Source organism: Pedobacter sandarakinus (assembly GCF_026240095.1).
Taxonomy (GTDB): Bacteria; Bacteroidota; Bacteroidia; order Sphingobacteriales; family Sphingobacteriaceae; genus Pedobacter; species Pedobacter sandarakinus.
In genome coordinates this window covers 1,135,736-1,150,518 of sequence record NZ_JAPIVG010000001.1, presented here as the reverse complement: position 1 = coordinate 1,150,518, position 14,783 = coordinate 1,135,736, and the positions used below count along the sequence as shown (strand labels likewise).

17 protein-coding genes are annotated in these 14,783 nt (G+C 38.5%); 4 read left to right on the top strand and 13 right to left on the bottom strand.

All coding sequences use genetic code 11. The annotated features are described in order from the left end of the window. Position 1: 1 nt before the first annotated feature. Positions 2 to 679, top strand: coding sequence for an OmpA family protein (locus OQ268_RS04905; protein ID WP_265854984.1), 678 nt, complete (start codon positions 2 to 4; stop codon positions 677 to 679). An 88-nt stretch (positions 680 to 767) separates the two neighbouring features. Here the strand turns inward: OQ268_RS04905 and OQ268_RS04900 are convergent, their stop codons facing one another. Further along, positions 768 to 1,004, bottom strand: coding sequence for a DUF6814 family protein (locus OQ268_RS04900; RefSeq protein WP_265854983.1), 237 nt, complete (start codon positions 1,002 to 1,004; stop codon positions 768 to 770). A 3-nt stretch (positions 1,005 to 1,007) separates the two neighbouring features. Continuing rightward, the gene (locus OQ268_RS04895; RefSeq protein ID WP_265854982.1) at positions 1,008 to 2,531 is read right to left on the bottom strand and encodes an MFS transporter; all 1,524 of its coding nucleotides are present in this window, start codon (positions 2,529 to 2,531) and stop codon (positions 1,008 to 1,010) included. Positions 2,532 to 2,664: 133 nt separating this feature from the next. Between OQ268_RS04895 and OQ268_RS04890 the strand changes: the two genes are divergently transcribed. After that, positions 2,665 to 3,555: a bestrophin family protein gene (locus OQ268_RS04890; protein WP_265854981.1), complete on the top strand. Its 891-nt coding sequence runs from the start codon at positions 2,665 to 2,667 to the stop codon at positions 3,553 to 3,555. A 46-nt stretch (positions 3,556 to 3,601) separates the two neighbouring features. Here the strand turns inward: OQ268_RS04890 and OQ268_RS04885 are convergent, their stop codons facing one another. The 4 genes from OQ268_RS04885 to OQ268_RS04870 form a co-directional block, all read right to left on the bottom strand. Continuing rightward, positions 3,602 to 4,150, bottom strand: a complete 549-nt coding sequence (locus tag OQ268_RS04885; protein WP_265854979.1) for a TlpA family protein disulfide reductase — start codon at positions 4,148 to 4,150, stop codon at positions 3,602 to 3,604. Between the two features lie 66 nt (positions 4,151 to 4,216). Beyond that, a complete protein-coding gene (locus OQ268_RS04880; RefSeq protein WP_265854978.1) occupies positions 4,217 to 5,494 on the bottom strand; it encodes a DUF4097 family beta strand repeat-containing protein in 1,278 nt (425 codons plus the stop codon). 119 nt (positions 5,495 to 5,613) lie between these two features. Beyond that, positions 5,614 to 6,141, bottom strand: coding sequence for an anti-sigma factor (locus tag OQ268_RS04875; protein ID WP_265854977.1), 528 nt, complete (start codon positions 6,139 to 6,141; stop codon positions 5,614 to 5,616). Beyond that, positions 6,134 to 6,643 carry an RNA polymerase sigma factor gene (locus OQ268_RS04870; RefSeq protein ID WP_407673994.1) on the bottom strand — a complete coding sequence of 170 codons (510 nt, stop codon included), beginning with the start codon at positions 6,641 to 6,643 and terminating at the stop codon, positions 6,134 to 6,136. Before OQ268_RS04870 ends, OQ268_RS04875 begins: the two co-directional genes overlap by 8 nt. Before the next feature lie 392 nt (positions 6,644 to 7,035). Here OQ268_RS04870 and OQ268_RS04865 point away from each other — a divergent pair, with 392 nt between their 5' ends. Continuing rightward, entirely contained in the window at positions 7,036 to 7,437 is a 402-nt protein-coding gene (locus tag OQ268_RS04865; RefSeq protein ID WP_265854975.1) for a nuclear transport factor 2 family protein, read from the top strand. A 125-nt stretch (positions 7,438 to 7,562) separates the two neighbouring features. Further along, positions 7,563 to 9,308, top strand: coding sequence for an aspartate--tRNA ligase (gene aspS / locus OQ268_RS04860; RefSeq protein WP_265854974.1), 1,746 nt, complete (start codon positions 7,563 to 7,565; stop codon positions 9,306 to 9,308). A 176-nt stretch (positions 9,309 to 9,484) separates the two neighbouring features. Here aspS and OQ268_RS04855 read toward each other — a convergent pair whose 3' ends face one another. From OQ268_RS04855 to OQ268_RS04825, 7 genes are all read right to left on the bottom strand, one after another. Beyond that, the gene (locus tag OQ268_RS04855) at positions 9,485 to 9,922 is read right to left on the bottom strand and encodes a hypothetical protein (RefSeq protein WP_265854973.1); all 438 of its coding nucleotides are present in this window, start codon (positions 9,920 to 9,922) and stop codon (positions 9,485 to 9,487) included. Next, a complete protein-coding gene (locus tag OQ268_RS04850; protein WP_265854972.1) occupies positions 9,909 to 10,289 on the bottom strand; it encodes a phage holin family protein in 381 nt (126 codons plus the stop codon). Before OQ268_RS04850 ends, OQ268_RS04855 begins: the two co-directional genes overlap by 14 nt. Before the next feature lie 54 nt (positions 10,290 to 10,343). Continuing rightward, a complete protein-coding gene (locus tag OQ268_RS04845; RefSeq protein ID WP_265854971.1) occupies positions 10,344 to 10,610 on the bottom strand; it encodes a YtxH domain-containing protein in 267 nt (88 codons plus the stop codon). Positions 10,611 to 10,680: 70 nt separating this feature from the next. Further along, on the bottom strand, positions 10,681 to 11,730 hold the full coding sequence (locus tag OQ268_RS04840; protein ID WP_265854970.1) for an AI-2E family transporter: 1,050 nt from the start codon (positions 11,728 to 11,730) through the stop codon (positions 10,681 to 10,683). Between the two features lie 66 nt (positions 11,731 to 11,796). Further along, entirely contained in the window at positions 11,797 to 13,215 is a 1,419-nt protein-coding gene (locus tag OQ268_RS04835) for a sigma-54-dependent transcriptional regulator (protein ID WP_265854969.1), read from the bottom strand. A 169-nt stretch (positions 13,216 to 13,384) separates the two neighbouring features. Next, positions 13,385 to 14,164, bottom strand: coding sequence for an enoyl-CoA hydratase/isomerase family protein (locus tag OQ268_RS04830; RefSeq protein ID WP_265854968.1), 780 nt, complete (start codon positions 14,162 to 14,164; stop codon positions 13,385 to 13,387). 3 nt (positions 14,165 to 14,167) lie between these two features. Continuing rightward, positions 14,168 to 14,584, bottom strand: coding sequence for a cobalamin B12-binding domain-containing protein (locus tag OQ268_RS04825; RefSeq protein ID WP_265854967.1), 417 nt, complete (start codon positions 14,582 to 14,584; stop codon positions 14,168 to 14,170). Positions 14,585 to 14,783 lie beyond the last annotated feature (199 nt).

The following is a 14,783-nucleotide window of genomic DNA, read 5'->3' as shown; positions in this document are numbered from 1 at the left end:
TATGAGTATTTCAAAAGTAAGGATAGCAACATTAAGTATAGGGTTAGCAGTTGGATCGATGGCGTTGCAAAGTTGTGATAGTTTAACTAAGACACAAAAAGGCGCTGGTATTGGTGCTGCAGCTGGTGGTGTTGTTGGTGCACTAATTGGTAAGAAAGCTGGTAATACTGCAGTAGGTGCATTAATTGGCGGCGCTATTGGTGGTACCGCGGGTGCTTTTATCGGTCGTAGGATGGATAGACAAGCAGCTGAGATTCAAAAAGCAATTCCAAATGCAGAGGTTATCCGTGAAGGTGAAGGAATTATTGTAAAATTTGATAGCGGTATTCTTTTTGATTTCGATAAAACAGCGTTAAAAGATGCTGCGAAAAGCAATATTCAGAGTTTGGCTTCATCTTTAAACCAGTATCCTGATACAGATATTAAAATCATTGGGCATACAGACAGCAAAGGTACCGAACAATACAACCAAGGCTTATCTGAAAGAAGAGCTGCAGCGGTTAAAGCATATGCAGTTTCACAAGGCGTTCCATCTACCAGATTGGTAACACTTGGTAAAGGTTTCTCTGAGCCAATTGCCGATAATGAAACAGATGCTGGACGTGCAGCTAACCGCCGTGTAGAGATTGTGATTGTTGCAAACGAGGCTTTAAAAGACACGGCTAAGAAACAAGGATAATCGTACATTATACCCTCTACCTATGAGGTCATTATATATCCACCCCTATGCATCGCATAGGGGTTTTTTTATTTTTTGCTCACTAAGATCAATCTGTTAATCTATCGTATTCACCTTTCCAAGCGTAATAGCCAAAGATCATCAGGCCCAAACTAATGGGGAAAAAGATGAACAAAATAATTCCCCATTGTAAGATCGTATTGGTTTTTTCAATTTCGGTATGGGTCAAGCCCACCTTATCAATAGCCTGCATAAATAAGAAAATCATTGCTACTGGACCTAAAGCCATCCAAACCAAACCTAAAATTTTTTTAATTCCGTTCATTATTTAGTCGTTTATGTTGTCGTCTTTTTTATTTGTGAGATAGCATGCGCCAATGATTAAGCTTAAGGTAGCAATCCCAATAGGATACCATAAGCCTGAAAGTGGTGTAGAGCCAGAAAAGCTTGCAATCAAGGTTGCGATGAATGGCACCAATCCACCAAATACGCCGTTACCAATATGGTAAGGTAGAGACATTGAGGTGTACCTGATTTTAGTTGGGAAAAGCTCTACTAAGAAAGCGGCAATTGGGCCATAAACCATAGTAACCAACAGGATTTGGAAAAATATTAATCCGACAAATTTCCAGAAAACGGCAGTAGGCAACACTTTATCTTTAATTACCTCTGAACCCGGTACAATACCTCTACTAACTGAAATGGTGTCGGTTTGGATTTTATTGTATGAGCCTCCATTAGTTAACGTTACTTTAGTTGATTGCGTTCTGATGCTATCTAAACTATTTACAATTACTAAGGCTTTTGCCGGCTGAACAAGTGATGCAGATACATCGCTCTGCGTTATTTTAGTAAAATCAGTATCATCTAAAAACGTTTGATAGATGGGGCGATAAAAAATAATCCCTAACAACATGCCGCTGAGCATGATCCATTTGCGTCCTACCCGATCACTCCATGCGCCAAATATTACAAAAAACGGCGTTGCAAATGCTATTCCCCACAGTAAAATGTATCTGGAGTCGTTGAAATCAAGTTTACAGGTATTTTCGAGGAAAGATTGTGCGTAGAACTGGCCGGTATACCAAATTACCCCCTGCCCCATTGTTGCACCAAATAAAGCCAGTAAAACCATTTTAAAATTAGCTTTATTATTGAAACTTTCCTTTAATGGATTTTTAGATATGTTTCCTTCAGCTTTTAACTTCGAAAACATTGGCGATTCGTGCATCTTCATTCTGATGTAAATGGAAACCACTACAAGTAGGATGGATAGCAAGAAAGGAATCCGCCAGCCCCAATCTCCAAAGGCACTAGCGCCCAATATATTCTTTGTAATTACGATAACACCGAGTGAAAGGAATAGGCCTAATGTAGCAGTGGTTTGAATCCAGCTGGTGAAAAAACCACGCCTGTTTGTTGGCGCATGTTCGGCCACGTAAGTAGCAGCTCCGCCATACTCTCCACCGAGGGCCAAACCTTGTATAAGGCGTAATAGCAGCACTAAAATAGGTGCCGCATAGCCAATGCTCTTGTAAGATGGAATTAGGCCAATAAAAAACGTAGAGCCTCCCATAAGCACAAGCGTGAGCAAAAAAGTATATTTACGACCAATTAGATCGCCTAATCTACCAAAAACCAACGCACCAAAAGGTCGTACAATAAAACCGGCAGCAAAAATTGCCAATGTATTAATAAGTGCTGAAGCACCTGCATCTTCTGGGAAAAGCTGGCTGCCTATTATTACAGCTAAGCTACCGAAGATATAAAAATCGTACCACTCGATCAGGGTGCCTAAAGATGATGCACCAATAACTTTGAAAATGTTATTCTTCGGTAACGTTTCGCTCATAAGGTTTTCAATATTTGGATTTCGAATATAAACATTTGAACCTTAAAACAGTAAGGCTTATCCGTTGCAAATTAAATTGTTACCAAAGAAACATTTCGGCTTAAAAATTGTATTTGATACGAAAAAAAAATTTATGCTATTAATTCAGAATATCAGACTAAGTAGAATTCTAAGAAACACCTGGCATGTAGATCTAATTATGATCGCATCTTGTACAGCAGCATATTTTGTTCGGGCTTACTTAATAGCACACCATTTCGAAATTCCATCAATAATACCTACGCTGTTAGGTACCGCAATCGCATTTTTTATAGGTTTCAATAATAACCAGGCATACGATAGGTGGTGGGAAGCAAGAAAGGTTTGGGGAGCGTTGGTAAACGATTCCAGGTCTTTCGCAAGGGCGTTAATCAACTACGTTGATGAAGATGAGGCGACTTCTAAAAGAATGATTTTGCGTCATATTGCGTTTTTATATGCTTTAAAAGCAAGCCTGAGAGGTGCCGTAGATGAGATATACATCAAGTACCTTACCGATGATGACCTGAAGGAAATTGAAAAACACAACAACTTTCATAATGCCATTTTAAATATTCAATCCAGAGATTTACAAAAACTCTCTAAAGCGAATAAAATTGATGGATTTCGGTTTATGGAGATAAACGAAATGCTGGTTCGCTTTTCTGATTCGATGGGAATGAGTGAGCGAATTAAAAACACAATTTTTCCCACCACTTACACTTATTTAACCAAAGTATTTATCTGGCTTTTTGTAGTAACTTTTACTTTGGTAATCAGCCAGTCTGCAGGACCTTGGGCTATTTTCCTGGGCTGGCTAATTGGCTTTGTATTTGTATCTACCCAAATCAACGGAATGAGCCTGGTAAATCCTTTCGAAAACAATTCTGCAGGGGTGCCTTTAAACCAGATTACCCGCACAATTGAGATCAATCTTTTGCAGATGTTGGAGGAGACAGATATTCCCGAGCCGATTAAACCCATTAATGAAGAATATATTCTTTAAAAGGCAGAATTGAAATCCAGTCGTACAACGGTAATTGAGTAAGCTTCTATTTCAAAGCCTCAAGGGCTGTTTTTATTGCACTTTCAAACATTATTGCCTTCGGTTTTAAGCTATCATCCTTAAAAGAAACGTTGGAGGTTGCGAATAAAATTCTTCCATCGCTTCCAACAACAAGATTTGAAGGAAAGCCATGGTTAATATTCAACTTCCGGATCACATCGGGTTTTAGGGAGACGATTTCATACAGATATTCTTTATTCTGCTGAAATCTTTTGGCTTGCATGGGCAAATCGTGAGTGATACCAATAAAGCGCACATGCTTATTTTTATACCGATGCACCAGCTCGTTAAGTTCTGGCATTTCGGCTATGCAGGGAGGACATTTTTCAAACCAAAAATTAATAATAACTACTTCGCCCGTTAACTCCTCGCTATTAAATGGCTTTCCATTTGTTTTCTTTCCTACAAAATTGGGCAATCTTTTACCAATCAAATCTTCAAAAAAGGTTTCCTGTGTTGCCCATCTAACAGGTGCATCTTGGGCGTGCAGGCCGAAGCAAATTGTCAAAAGGAAAAATAGAAATAAGATTCTCATCAAGGGTTAAATATAAAAAAGTCTCGGCAAAAACCGGCGAGACTAGCTCATTTACCGGTTTTTATGCTATTTAAAGGTAATGGAGCCATATTCACTTTTTACACTCACGTTCGCTGAACCCCCATTGCCAATCTTGCCCTCATATTTTTTCTCATTATCATTTTTGCTTACCAAGCTAGCCGCAACATGCTCTCCATATTTAAACCCGGCGTATGAGGTAGATACACTAAAATTTGCGTTATATCGTTCTTCAAAACCTAAATCAACAGCTGCGTAGTCGCCATCAAAATTAAAATTCTTGCAAGCTCCGGTAATTTCGTTTACTCTTAACCTATTGTAATCCAGCTTAATATTGCCATCGCCATTTAAGGTGCCAATAACTACGTTTGTATATGATGCACTTACCCCAAGTTTCCCGGCAGAAGCTATGTTCAAATCTCCATAAGCCTGCTTAATAACCGCGTTACCTTTTACGGTATTAATGTTAACTTTTGCATAGGCGGCATTTAGCAAAAGGTTACCACTAATAGTACCAATCGTTAAACCCTTACCGTATTGAACTTTAATATCAGCAGACTTGCGGATGTTATTAATATTCACATCCACGTATTCTGCATCAAGCTCTAAAGTTCCTGCGCTACCAATAGTTACGGGCCCGTTGTAGCTATGTTTTACCACCCCTGTATTTAGGTCTTGAATATCGCACTTACCGTATTGCACATTAATGTAATTATTACTGTGGCTTAAATTACCTACGGTTAAATTGCCATACTGTACTTTAAGCGATGTTGGTCCGGAAAAATTTCCCATTTCAACATTGCCGTATTGCTGCAACACAGTAAGTGAATTAACTGCGGGCATATAAACCACGTAATTAATTTTCACTTCTCTCCGCCAGGTGGTTACACCATTTTTAACTCCACGTCCATATCGGCCATTTCTTTCTCCCATGTTCGTCTTCACTAAAATGGCATCGCCAGTTTTGGCTGCATCAATACTTACCGCATCAATTAATTTTTGCGCCTCGCTATCCGAGTTGCTGTAGGCTTTAACGTCAATATCAACTTTAACTTCCTTCTTATCCCACGTTTTAATTATAATGGAACCATATTGGTTATTAAAGGTAATCTTATCATTTACATCAGCACTAAAACTTTTGCTAAAAGATTTCACTCTTTCTGCATCGGTTGTTTCTGCTTCTGCCTGTGGCTTACTTGTTGTAGCTTCTACACGCGTATTTATCGCGTAGCTTTCGGGAGCAACCGGTAACACAGCAACATTCTGCTGTGCCAAAATTTGTGTGGTAGTTAATACCAAAACGGCAATAAAAGTTTTCGATTTCATGTTTTCAAATTATTTAACACTTTAAGTTTTCGTACCTGCCGACCGGCACTGAACCTTAAATGTTGTGAGCATGCGTTATTCTTATCAACCAGGCATCCGCATTTTGCCTGTTGCACCATTTAAATTTGATTTACCCTTTTAGAATCATCAACCTGGTTAATAATTAAAAGCTGTTGCTTAAGAAGTTGCAACTGTATCTCTCGGTTTTTTACCATAGCCTTTACCACAAAAGTTTGATTTGGCGATACGGGCAACTCATTTTTCAGACGTTCATATTCTTCATCCAATTTTCTCAAATCGGCAGTAAATTTTCGGTATAATTCAGGGTTTGCAGCAGCAAATATGGCCAGGCTATCCCTTTTTTCAGTAATCAATCCCGCAAAATGAACCTCCTTTTTTGCATAGGCAGCGTTCACATCAGCAAGTTCCAAGTCATTCTGTTGCATCGTTTGCGTATAAAACCAACCTAAACCCAAAACAATAACCACTGCCGCCGCAGCGCTAAACCATAAATGAAGCTTCAATGGTTTCTTTTGTTTTTTGCTATCCAGCTCTTTTTCAATCTTATCCCAAAGGCCCGCAGGTGGTTCCATAAAATCGAAACCCCTCCTATTTTCCTTCACGAAATTTTCTAATCTGTTATTCATCTCTCATCCCTTTCTGTTCTAAAATGCTTTTCAATTTTTTCTTTGCCCGCATGTATTGCGTTCGACTGGTATTCTCACTAATCTTTAAAATATGTGCAATTTCCTCGTGGTCATAACCTTCTAACAGGTATAAACTGAGCACTACCCTGTAGCCGTCTGGCAGCATTGCAATTCCATTTTTTATTTCTTCTACCCGTAATTCTTTGTGCTCATCATCAAAATTTGTTTCCTCTGGCAGCTCCTCAAGCGCATCAGTACCCACAAACTCCATCTTTCTTTTGCGCAAATAGTTAATCGATTTATTTATTACAATTTGCTTCAGCCAAAGCCCAAAAGTAGTTTCCTGCCTAAAATCCACAATTCTTGTAAATGCATCAAGAAACGACTCCTGCAACACATCCTCTGCCTCTTCTTCATAATTTAAAATGCGTAACGCCACATTATACATCGCCTTAGCATACAATTTGTACAATTCAAATTGTGCCGCCCTGCTGCCCTGCATGCACGCTTTAACCAGTAAAAGATTTTTATCGATGTATACCGCTTCCAAAATTTTTTCGAATATTCTGATAATAAGACATAACTGATTTTAAAACGTTGCATCAAGTTAGAAAAATTTGTCTAAATCTCTTTTTGTTGCAAATTGCCTATAATTAGAAAAGCAAGTTCAGTTGCGCTTCGGCTACGATAGTCCCGCTTTCGTTTCCATCTTTTTGTGAAAGTGCAAGGGCTTTTAAAGCAGTTACTCCAAAAAGTATTTCAACATCAATCTGGTTTATTATACACAGGCATTGTGCTACAAAACCCAAACCCTAACGGCGCTTACGTGTTTATCTTTACAATAGAAATCTACAATAATTTTAAAAGTAGTCTACAAAACCTTAACTTAAACCCATGCAAAACGATGTAATCACAGCAGAAATAGATGCGCTACACCACAAACTTAATTCCGCATTCGAAAATAAAGATGTAGCACTTTACATCAACCAGTTTGATGAAGACCTTAAATATACTAATGCTGATGCAACCGTTTATGATAGGAAAGAGTTGCTATATCAAACCGAAAAACTCTTTCAAAAAACAAAAGCGATCTCTACTACATACTATCGCATAAAATCTTCATTTGAAAACGATGTATTCGAAGAAAAAATTGCCAGAAAATCTGTAGTTTATGTTAAAGGACTACTTTTTGCTAAAAAGCAAACCATTCAAACTGAAGAACTTTACCATTGGAAAAATGTTGGTGGCGCATGGAAAGCTACAGCCGTTGAAATAGTGCTCGAAGAAAAATATTAATCTCAAATGGAGCATGGTTCTTCCTTCTTTGGCAACCAAAATGTTAACATAAATTTCATAGAATCTTCTCCTCTAAACTTTCAAACAAAATCGGTATTTTTGCCGCTCAATTTAGATTACAACATATGTTAAGAACAGTAACTTGCGGTGCACTTACCCTTGCTAATTTAGGCGAAAGTGTAACCTTGTGTGGTTGGGTACAAAAATCCAGAGATTTGGGCGGGATGACTTTTATAGACATTCGCGATCGTTATGGCATCACCCAGCTTGTTTTTAACATGGATGATAATCGTCAGCTTTGCGAATCTGCCCGTGCTTTAGGTCGCGAGTTCGTAATTAAAGCTACAGGTACCGTTGTAGAGCGCAGCAACAAAAATCCGAAAATGGCTACCGGCGATGTAGAAATTAAAATTACTGCATTGGAGATTTTAAACGCTGCTAAATTACCACCATTTATGATTGATGATGAAACCGATGGTGGTGATGAATTACGGATGAAATATCGTTACCTGGATTTGCGCCGCAACCCGGTAAGAAACAACCTGGTTTTGCGTCATAAAATGGCCCAATCGGTACGTAGATATTTAGATGGTTTAGATTTTATAGAGGTTGAAACACCAGTATTAATTAAATCAACCCCAGAAGGTGCAAGAGACTTTGTGGTACCAAGCCGCATGAACGAGGGCGAATTTTACGCACTCCCACAATCTCCACAAACCTTTAAGCAATTGCTGATGGTTTCGGGTTTTGATAGGTACTTTCAAATTGTGAAATGCTTTAGAGATGAAGATTTGAGAGCAGATCGCCAGCCAGAATTTACTCAGATTGACTGCGAAATGTCTTTCATCGAACAAGAAGACATCCTAAATACTTTCGAAGGTTTAATCCGCACACTGTTTAAAGAAGTACGCAATTACGATTTACCCGAAGTGCCTCGTATGCAATATGCAGATGCTATGCGTTTATACGGATCTGATAAACCAGATACCCGTTTCGACATGAAGTTTGTGGAGCTCAACGATATAGTAATGGGCAAGGGTTTTCCTGTTTTTGATAATGCAGAACTTGTGGTTGGTATTAATGCCAAAGGTGCCGCAAGCTATACCCGCAAGCAGCTAGATGAATTAACAGATTTTATTAAACGCCCGCAAATTGGTGCAACCGGTTTAATCTACGCCCGCCATAACGAAGACGGAACAATAAAATCATCAGTAGATAAGTTCTTTAATGAGGCCGATTTAGAACAATGGAGCGATGCTTTCGAAACCGAAAAAGGCGACTTAATTTTAGTGCTTGCCGGTTCTACAGATAAAGTACGCAAGCAGCTAAACGAACTCCGGTTAGAGATGGGTAACCGTTTAGGCTTACGCGATAAAAATACGTTCTCAGCACTTTGGGTGTTGGATTTTCCGCTTTTAGAATGGGACGAAGAAACGGAGCGCTACCATGCAATGCACCATCCTTTCACTTCTCCAAAACCAGAAGACATCGCGTTGCTAGATACTGATCCGAAAAATGTTCGTGCGAATGCCTACGACATGGTAATTAACGGAACTGAAATTGGTGGTGGTTCTATCCGTATCCACGATAGGGAATTACAAGCGTTAATGTTTAAACATTTAGGCTTTAGTGCAGAGGAAGCTCAAAAACAATTTGGTTTCTTAATGGATGCATTCGAATTTGGTGCCCCGCCACATGGTGGTATCGCTTTTGGCTTCGATAGGTTAACATCCATTTTCGCCGGTCTAGATTCAATTCGCGATGTAATTGCTTTCCCAAAAAATAACTCTGGTAGAGATGTGATGATTGATAGCCCAAGTACAATCGACGAAAAGCAGCTGAAAGAATTGAAAATTAAAACAGATTTGTAAATTTAACATTAAGGGTTTTAGAAAAGATCGATGGTTTGTTCATAGCCAGGAGCGATGATCTACCTACGAGCAATAACAAAAGAGCCTCAGAATTTTAAAATTCTGAGGCTCTTTTGTTATCAAGACCATTTGGATCTCATGTTCACTGTTAAACTAATGGCTAATGAACCACTAAACTAATAAGTTTCGCTATCCGGCGGAATGCCGTAATCAATAAATTTTTTCGATTTTTTATCCTGGCGCTTACCAAACCATCCTTTTACCGAGTTAAAAATTGCCGACAAGTGCTCAGCATCAAGAGATTTTCCTACTTTTCCGGAAACTAGACCCACGGCAGCTTTTGTTAAAAATCCGGCTCCCCTAAAAAGGGTTTTGTTCATTACCATTGGCAACAAAAGCGACATTGCTGTACCACTTAGGTTCAGCTTATCATCTGCTTTAAACAAATTGCTCGGCGTTGCATATTTCTTAATTAATGCGCCTAAAGTAAATTGTTTAACATAACCTTTTGCTCCTGCAATAAGTAAGGTCTGCTTAAGAGTATATTCAACCTTCAACTCTAATTTTTTTGCCTGGAGGTCTTCAAGGTTTCTGATGGTTTTATAGCTTCTCATCTTCTTCCTCCTTATCTGCAAGTTTATCAAAATACTTCCTTATAGCCATATTGATAATGGCTTTCTCGATATATTTATCCTTTGTAAGGTAAACAACTACCGCTATTAAGATGTAAAATAACGATACACAACCAAAGCCACCAGCATAACTTCCCAATACCTCTCCTAAATAAAGCGCCAGGGTTACAGATCCTAAAAGAAATGCAAGGATGAAGCAAACAATAACTGTTGTATTGGTTACCAAATCCGCAAAAATTTTCGATACTTTCTCTACCAGGTAAAGCCTGGTATACTCTACTCTGGCATCGAGGTAGCCTTTGGCATCTTCTACAATATCTTCAATGCTTTTTTCTTTATTTTCTTGCATAGTTTAGATGGGGATGTAACTGAGCGTAGCTAAACGCCCAGTTATTATTTGGTATTAAGCGTGCTCTACGTCGTCGCTGTATTCTTCTTCTACACTTCTCAATTTTGTTTTAATCGAGCTTACCACTTTCTCTTTTAAACTTGATAAGTTATTAATTTCGTCAGCAGCTTTATCTTTAATCGAATCGCCTAAATCTTTTAAAGATTGACTTAATTTATCGCGTGTTTCTTCACCTTTATCTGGCGCAAACAAAATACCTAGTGCAGCACCTGCGGCTAATCCTGCTAAAAGAGCAACTACAACTTTTGAGTTATCATTCATAATAAATGTATTTTAAGGGTTTAACGTTTACAATATAAGCATACTATATTATTTTATTGTTAAGCTATATTTATAACTCGTTAAGCTCATTATTTGTTTTAATTCTTTCCAATCTTTCTGATGCTAAAGTACTGGATTCGTAAATTCTAACGAGCAAAATAAAATAAGATAATAGTAGCGGGCCGAAAACCAGCCCTAATATTCCAAACAATGGGATACCAATAATTACGCCAATAACAGTGATGATTGGATGAATATTTCCAACTTTTTTCGCAATGATAAAGCGCAAAACGTTATCGATGTTAATAATCACTACAAAACCGAAGATTAACATGGCCCATCCTTCAAAATTATTTCCGCTGGCGATTTGTAAAATAGCTGCAGGCACAAACACTACCGGCGGACCCAAAATTGGAACGAAGGAAATAAATGTAGTAATTACCCCCCAGAACACCGGGTCTTTGTATCCAAGTACATAAAAGGAAATGCTTACCAGAGAGCCCTGAACAAGACAAATTAAACCCTGGCCAAGCACATTAGCATAGGTGGTGTTTTTCATTTCATCACCGAATCTAAGCGCATTTTGTTCTCTAAATGGCGCATATTTTATCAGCGATTCTTCGAACTTAACCCTTTCTATTAGCATGAAGTAAAGTAGGAAATACATTACCAGCAGACTTAACACAATGTTCACCGCACTAGATATGAGCGAAGGAAAGAGCTGCGTAGCCCAGTTGCCCAGCCGATTAAGTCCTTCCTGAATCAGCTCTTCATTAATTTTTATGGGAATAAGGTGCTGTACTTTAACGAGCAAGTTTCTAAAGAAAATTTCGTTGTTTTTTAGCTCCGAAATTTTGCTGATGACCATGCTACTTAAGCCATAAAAAGGAAGTATAATTAGGATAATGCTAATTGAAATTAACAATATTGCAACCAGCCTTTTGTTCCAGCCTTTAACTTCTGCCATATGAATATAGGCAGGTCTCATGATGGTATAAAGCACCAGGGTACTCAATATTGCCGAAAAGATTTCTTGTAATGAGTATGCAATTAATAAACCTAGCGCTATAATAATGACGAGGTTAATATTATTGCGCTGTTTATAAGAAAATACTGACATATTTTTGATTACGCTTGGTATTCCTTAAAGCACTTAACCTCTTAATTTGTTTTAGGGATTTTATAATTATTGTACACCAGCTATCTTTATCGCTTTTATTTTATTGTAGAGCGTTTTCCTGTCTATCTGAAGAATGCTTGCAGCTTTCGTTTTATTAAAGTTTACCTCTTTCAGCACGCCAAGAATGGTGGTATATTCTGCCTGCTGTGCGGCATTCTTCAAATCTTTGGGTACTTCTGTAAAATGGTTAGCATATTGCTCCTCTGCGATAACTTTAGGATAGTTTTTCACAAAGTTGGAAAGCTCTAGTGGCAGTACATCAACTTGAATCTCGCTTCCATCTGTAAGTAAAGCTACCCGTCTAATCACATTTTTCAGCTCACGCACATTACCAGGCCAGCCGTAGTTCAAAAACGCTTCCTCTACACCCGCAGAAAATCCTTTTATATTTTTATTGAGTTCTGCATTGGCAATTGCCAGAAATTTATCAGCAAAAATTAAAATATCTTTACCCCTGTCTTTTAAAGATGGTAAGTGTATGTTAAATTCATTAAAACGATGAAATAAATCTTCCCGAAAGGTTCCTTTTGCAATGTTATCGACTAAATTTTCATTCGTTGCAACAATTATGCGAACATCTAAATCAATTTCTTTGGTACTACCAATACGTTTTACTTTTCTTTCCTGCACCGTTCTTAAAAGTACCGCCTGTATTTCGTAAGAAAGGTTTCCTATTTCATCCAAAAAAAGCGTTCCCCCATTCGCCTGCTCAAAATGCCCGATTTTAGTATATAGTGCGCCGGTAAAGGCTCCTTTCTCATGGCCGAAGAACTCACTCCCTGCAAGTTCTTTGGTTAGCGACCCACAGTCCATGGCAACAAAAGGCTTATCTTTTCTTAAGCTATTAAGGTGAATGGTTTTGGCCACGCACTCTTTGCCCGTACCGCTTTTTCCGGTTAAGATAATGCTGTATGAAGTTGGGGATATTAGTTGTATTTGTTTAAGCAGGCTCGAAGAAGCTTCGCTCCTTCCATCGATGTATTCTGTATTACTAATAAATTCTCCTTCGCTGTTACTGCTACTATTTTTAGAGCGACGGCTTTTGTTTTCGTTTAAAGCCCTTTGTGTTTCAAGTGCTTTGTTTATGGTATTTAAAATCTCATCGGGATACAAGGGCTTAGTAATATAATCGTAAGCACCGAGTTTAATAAGTTCCACCGCAAGCTTAATATCAGAATAGCCTGTAATAATGATAACTCCCGTAGTGGGATAGAGATCTTTAATTTTAATTAACATCTCTCGCCCATCTGTATCATCAAGCCGATAATCGCAAAGTACCAAATCAAATGACTGCTTGCTTAGATTGTCGAGTGCTGAACTACCGGTTATCGCGTTAGCAACATCAAAGCCATTTCTCGTGAGAAATTTTGAAAGTAGTAAACCAATGTTTACTTCGTCATCAACAATTAGTATTTTCTTTTTCATCTGGTTTGGGTCAATTCTTCTAATAAGAGAAAGCTCCAGCTTTTAATGATGAAGGGGACTAGCGATGAGCAATCTGAAATAGACACACATAATTAGCAAAAAAAAATCTATTTGGGAAATTTTTTCTACACATTTTTTTTCCAGTTTGATAATTAATTAGACAAAACAACTACTTTCCGTTAAAATTTGGTTTTCTTTTTTCTACAAATGCGGAAACGCCTTCTTTAAAATCTCCTGTGTCAAAACATTTTCCAAAAGCTTCGATTTCCACTGCGTACCCCTCAGCACCATTTACAGATGCAATTACAGCCTTAATTGCTGCAGATACTGCCAATGGAGCACGTTGTTTAATCGCCGCGAAAAGCTCGTGGGCTTTTGCGTGTAGCTGAGCCTGTGGAACCACGTAGTTAACCAAACCAATTTTTTGTGCTTCTGTAGCATCAATCATGTTAGCTGTAATAATCAACTCTATCGCTTTTCCTTTTCCAACCAATTGTGTTAAACGTTGCGTACCCCCATATCCCGGAATAAGCCCAAGCGTTACTTCAGGTAGGCCTAATTTAGCATGGTCGGCAGCAATACGAATATGGCAAGCCATGGCAAGCTCCAAACCTCCTCCTAAAGCAAAACCATTTATAGCAGCAATAAAAGGTTTCTTTGAATGCTCAATCGCATCGAACACCTTTGCCTGCCCATTTTTTGCCAATTCAGTTCCTTGCCTGGCATCATAGTCTGAAAATTCTTTTATGTCTGCACCTGCTACAAAAGCTTTTTCACCTGCGCCTGTTAGCAGTACACCACGCACCTCGTTGTTTTCCCCGGCAAACTCAATCACTTCGGCCAATTCGGAAAGCGTGGCGCTATTTAAGGCGTTTAATGCTTTCTCGCGGTTAATGGTAATGTGTAAAATATTGTCTGTAAGTTCTGTTATTAGATTCTGATATGACATAGCTTAAAAATTTCTGTTTTCTGCGACCCAGTTTTCGATGTATGCGACGATGCTTGCCATAGTTGTTCCAGGTGGAAATAGTTCTCCTACGCCCATATCAGAAAGTTTTCTACGGTCTCCTTCTGGAATAATCCCTCCTCCGGTTAGCAGCACATCGGTTAATTGTTTGTCTTTCATAAATTGAATAATTTTAGGGAAAACCGTCATGTGCGCACCCGAAAGAATTGAAATCCCAATAGCATCTACATCTTCTTGCAAAGCCGTATTTACCACCATCTCTGGCGTTTGGCGCAGGCCTGTATAAATAACTTCCATCCCCGCATCTCTTAACGAAGTTGCAATAACTTTTGCACCACGGTCGTGTCCATCTAGTCCAACTTTAGCCACTAAAACGCGTATTGGTCTATTTAATAATTTCATAATGAATATTAAGTTGATGTAAATGTATCGATTTTGACGGAATACGAAAACACAAAGGAATACAGAATTACAAGGCGATCGAAATAGATATACGCTGTTCCCAATCTTTAGAATAATTAATCGTGTATTGAATAAATTATTTGAAGAGGTAGAACGCCAGATTTTAAGTTTCCAGTGCCCCTGTATTTCAATTTATTAT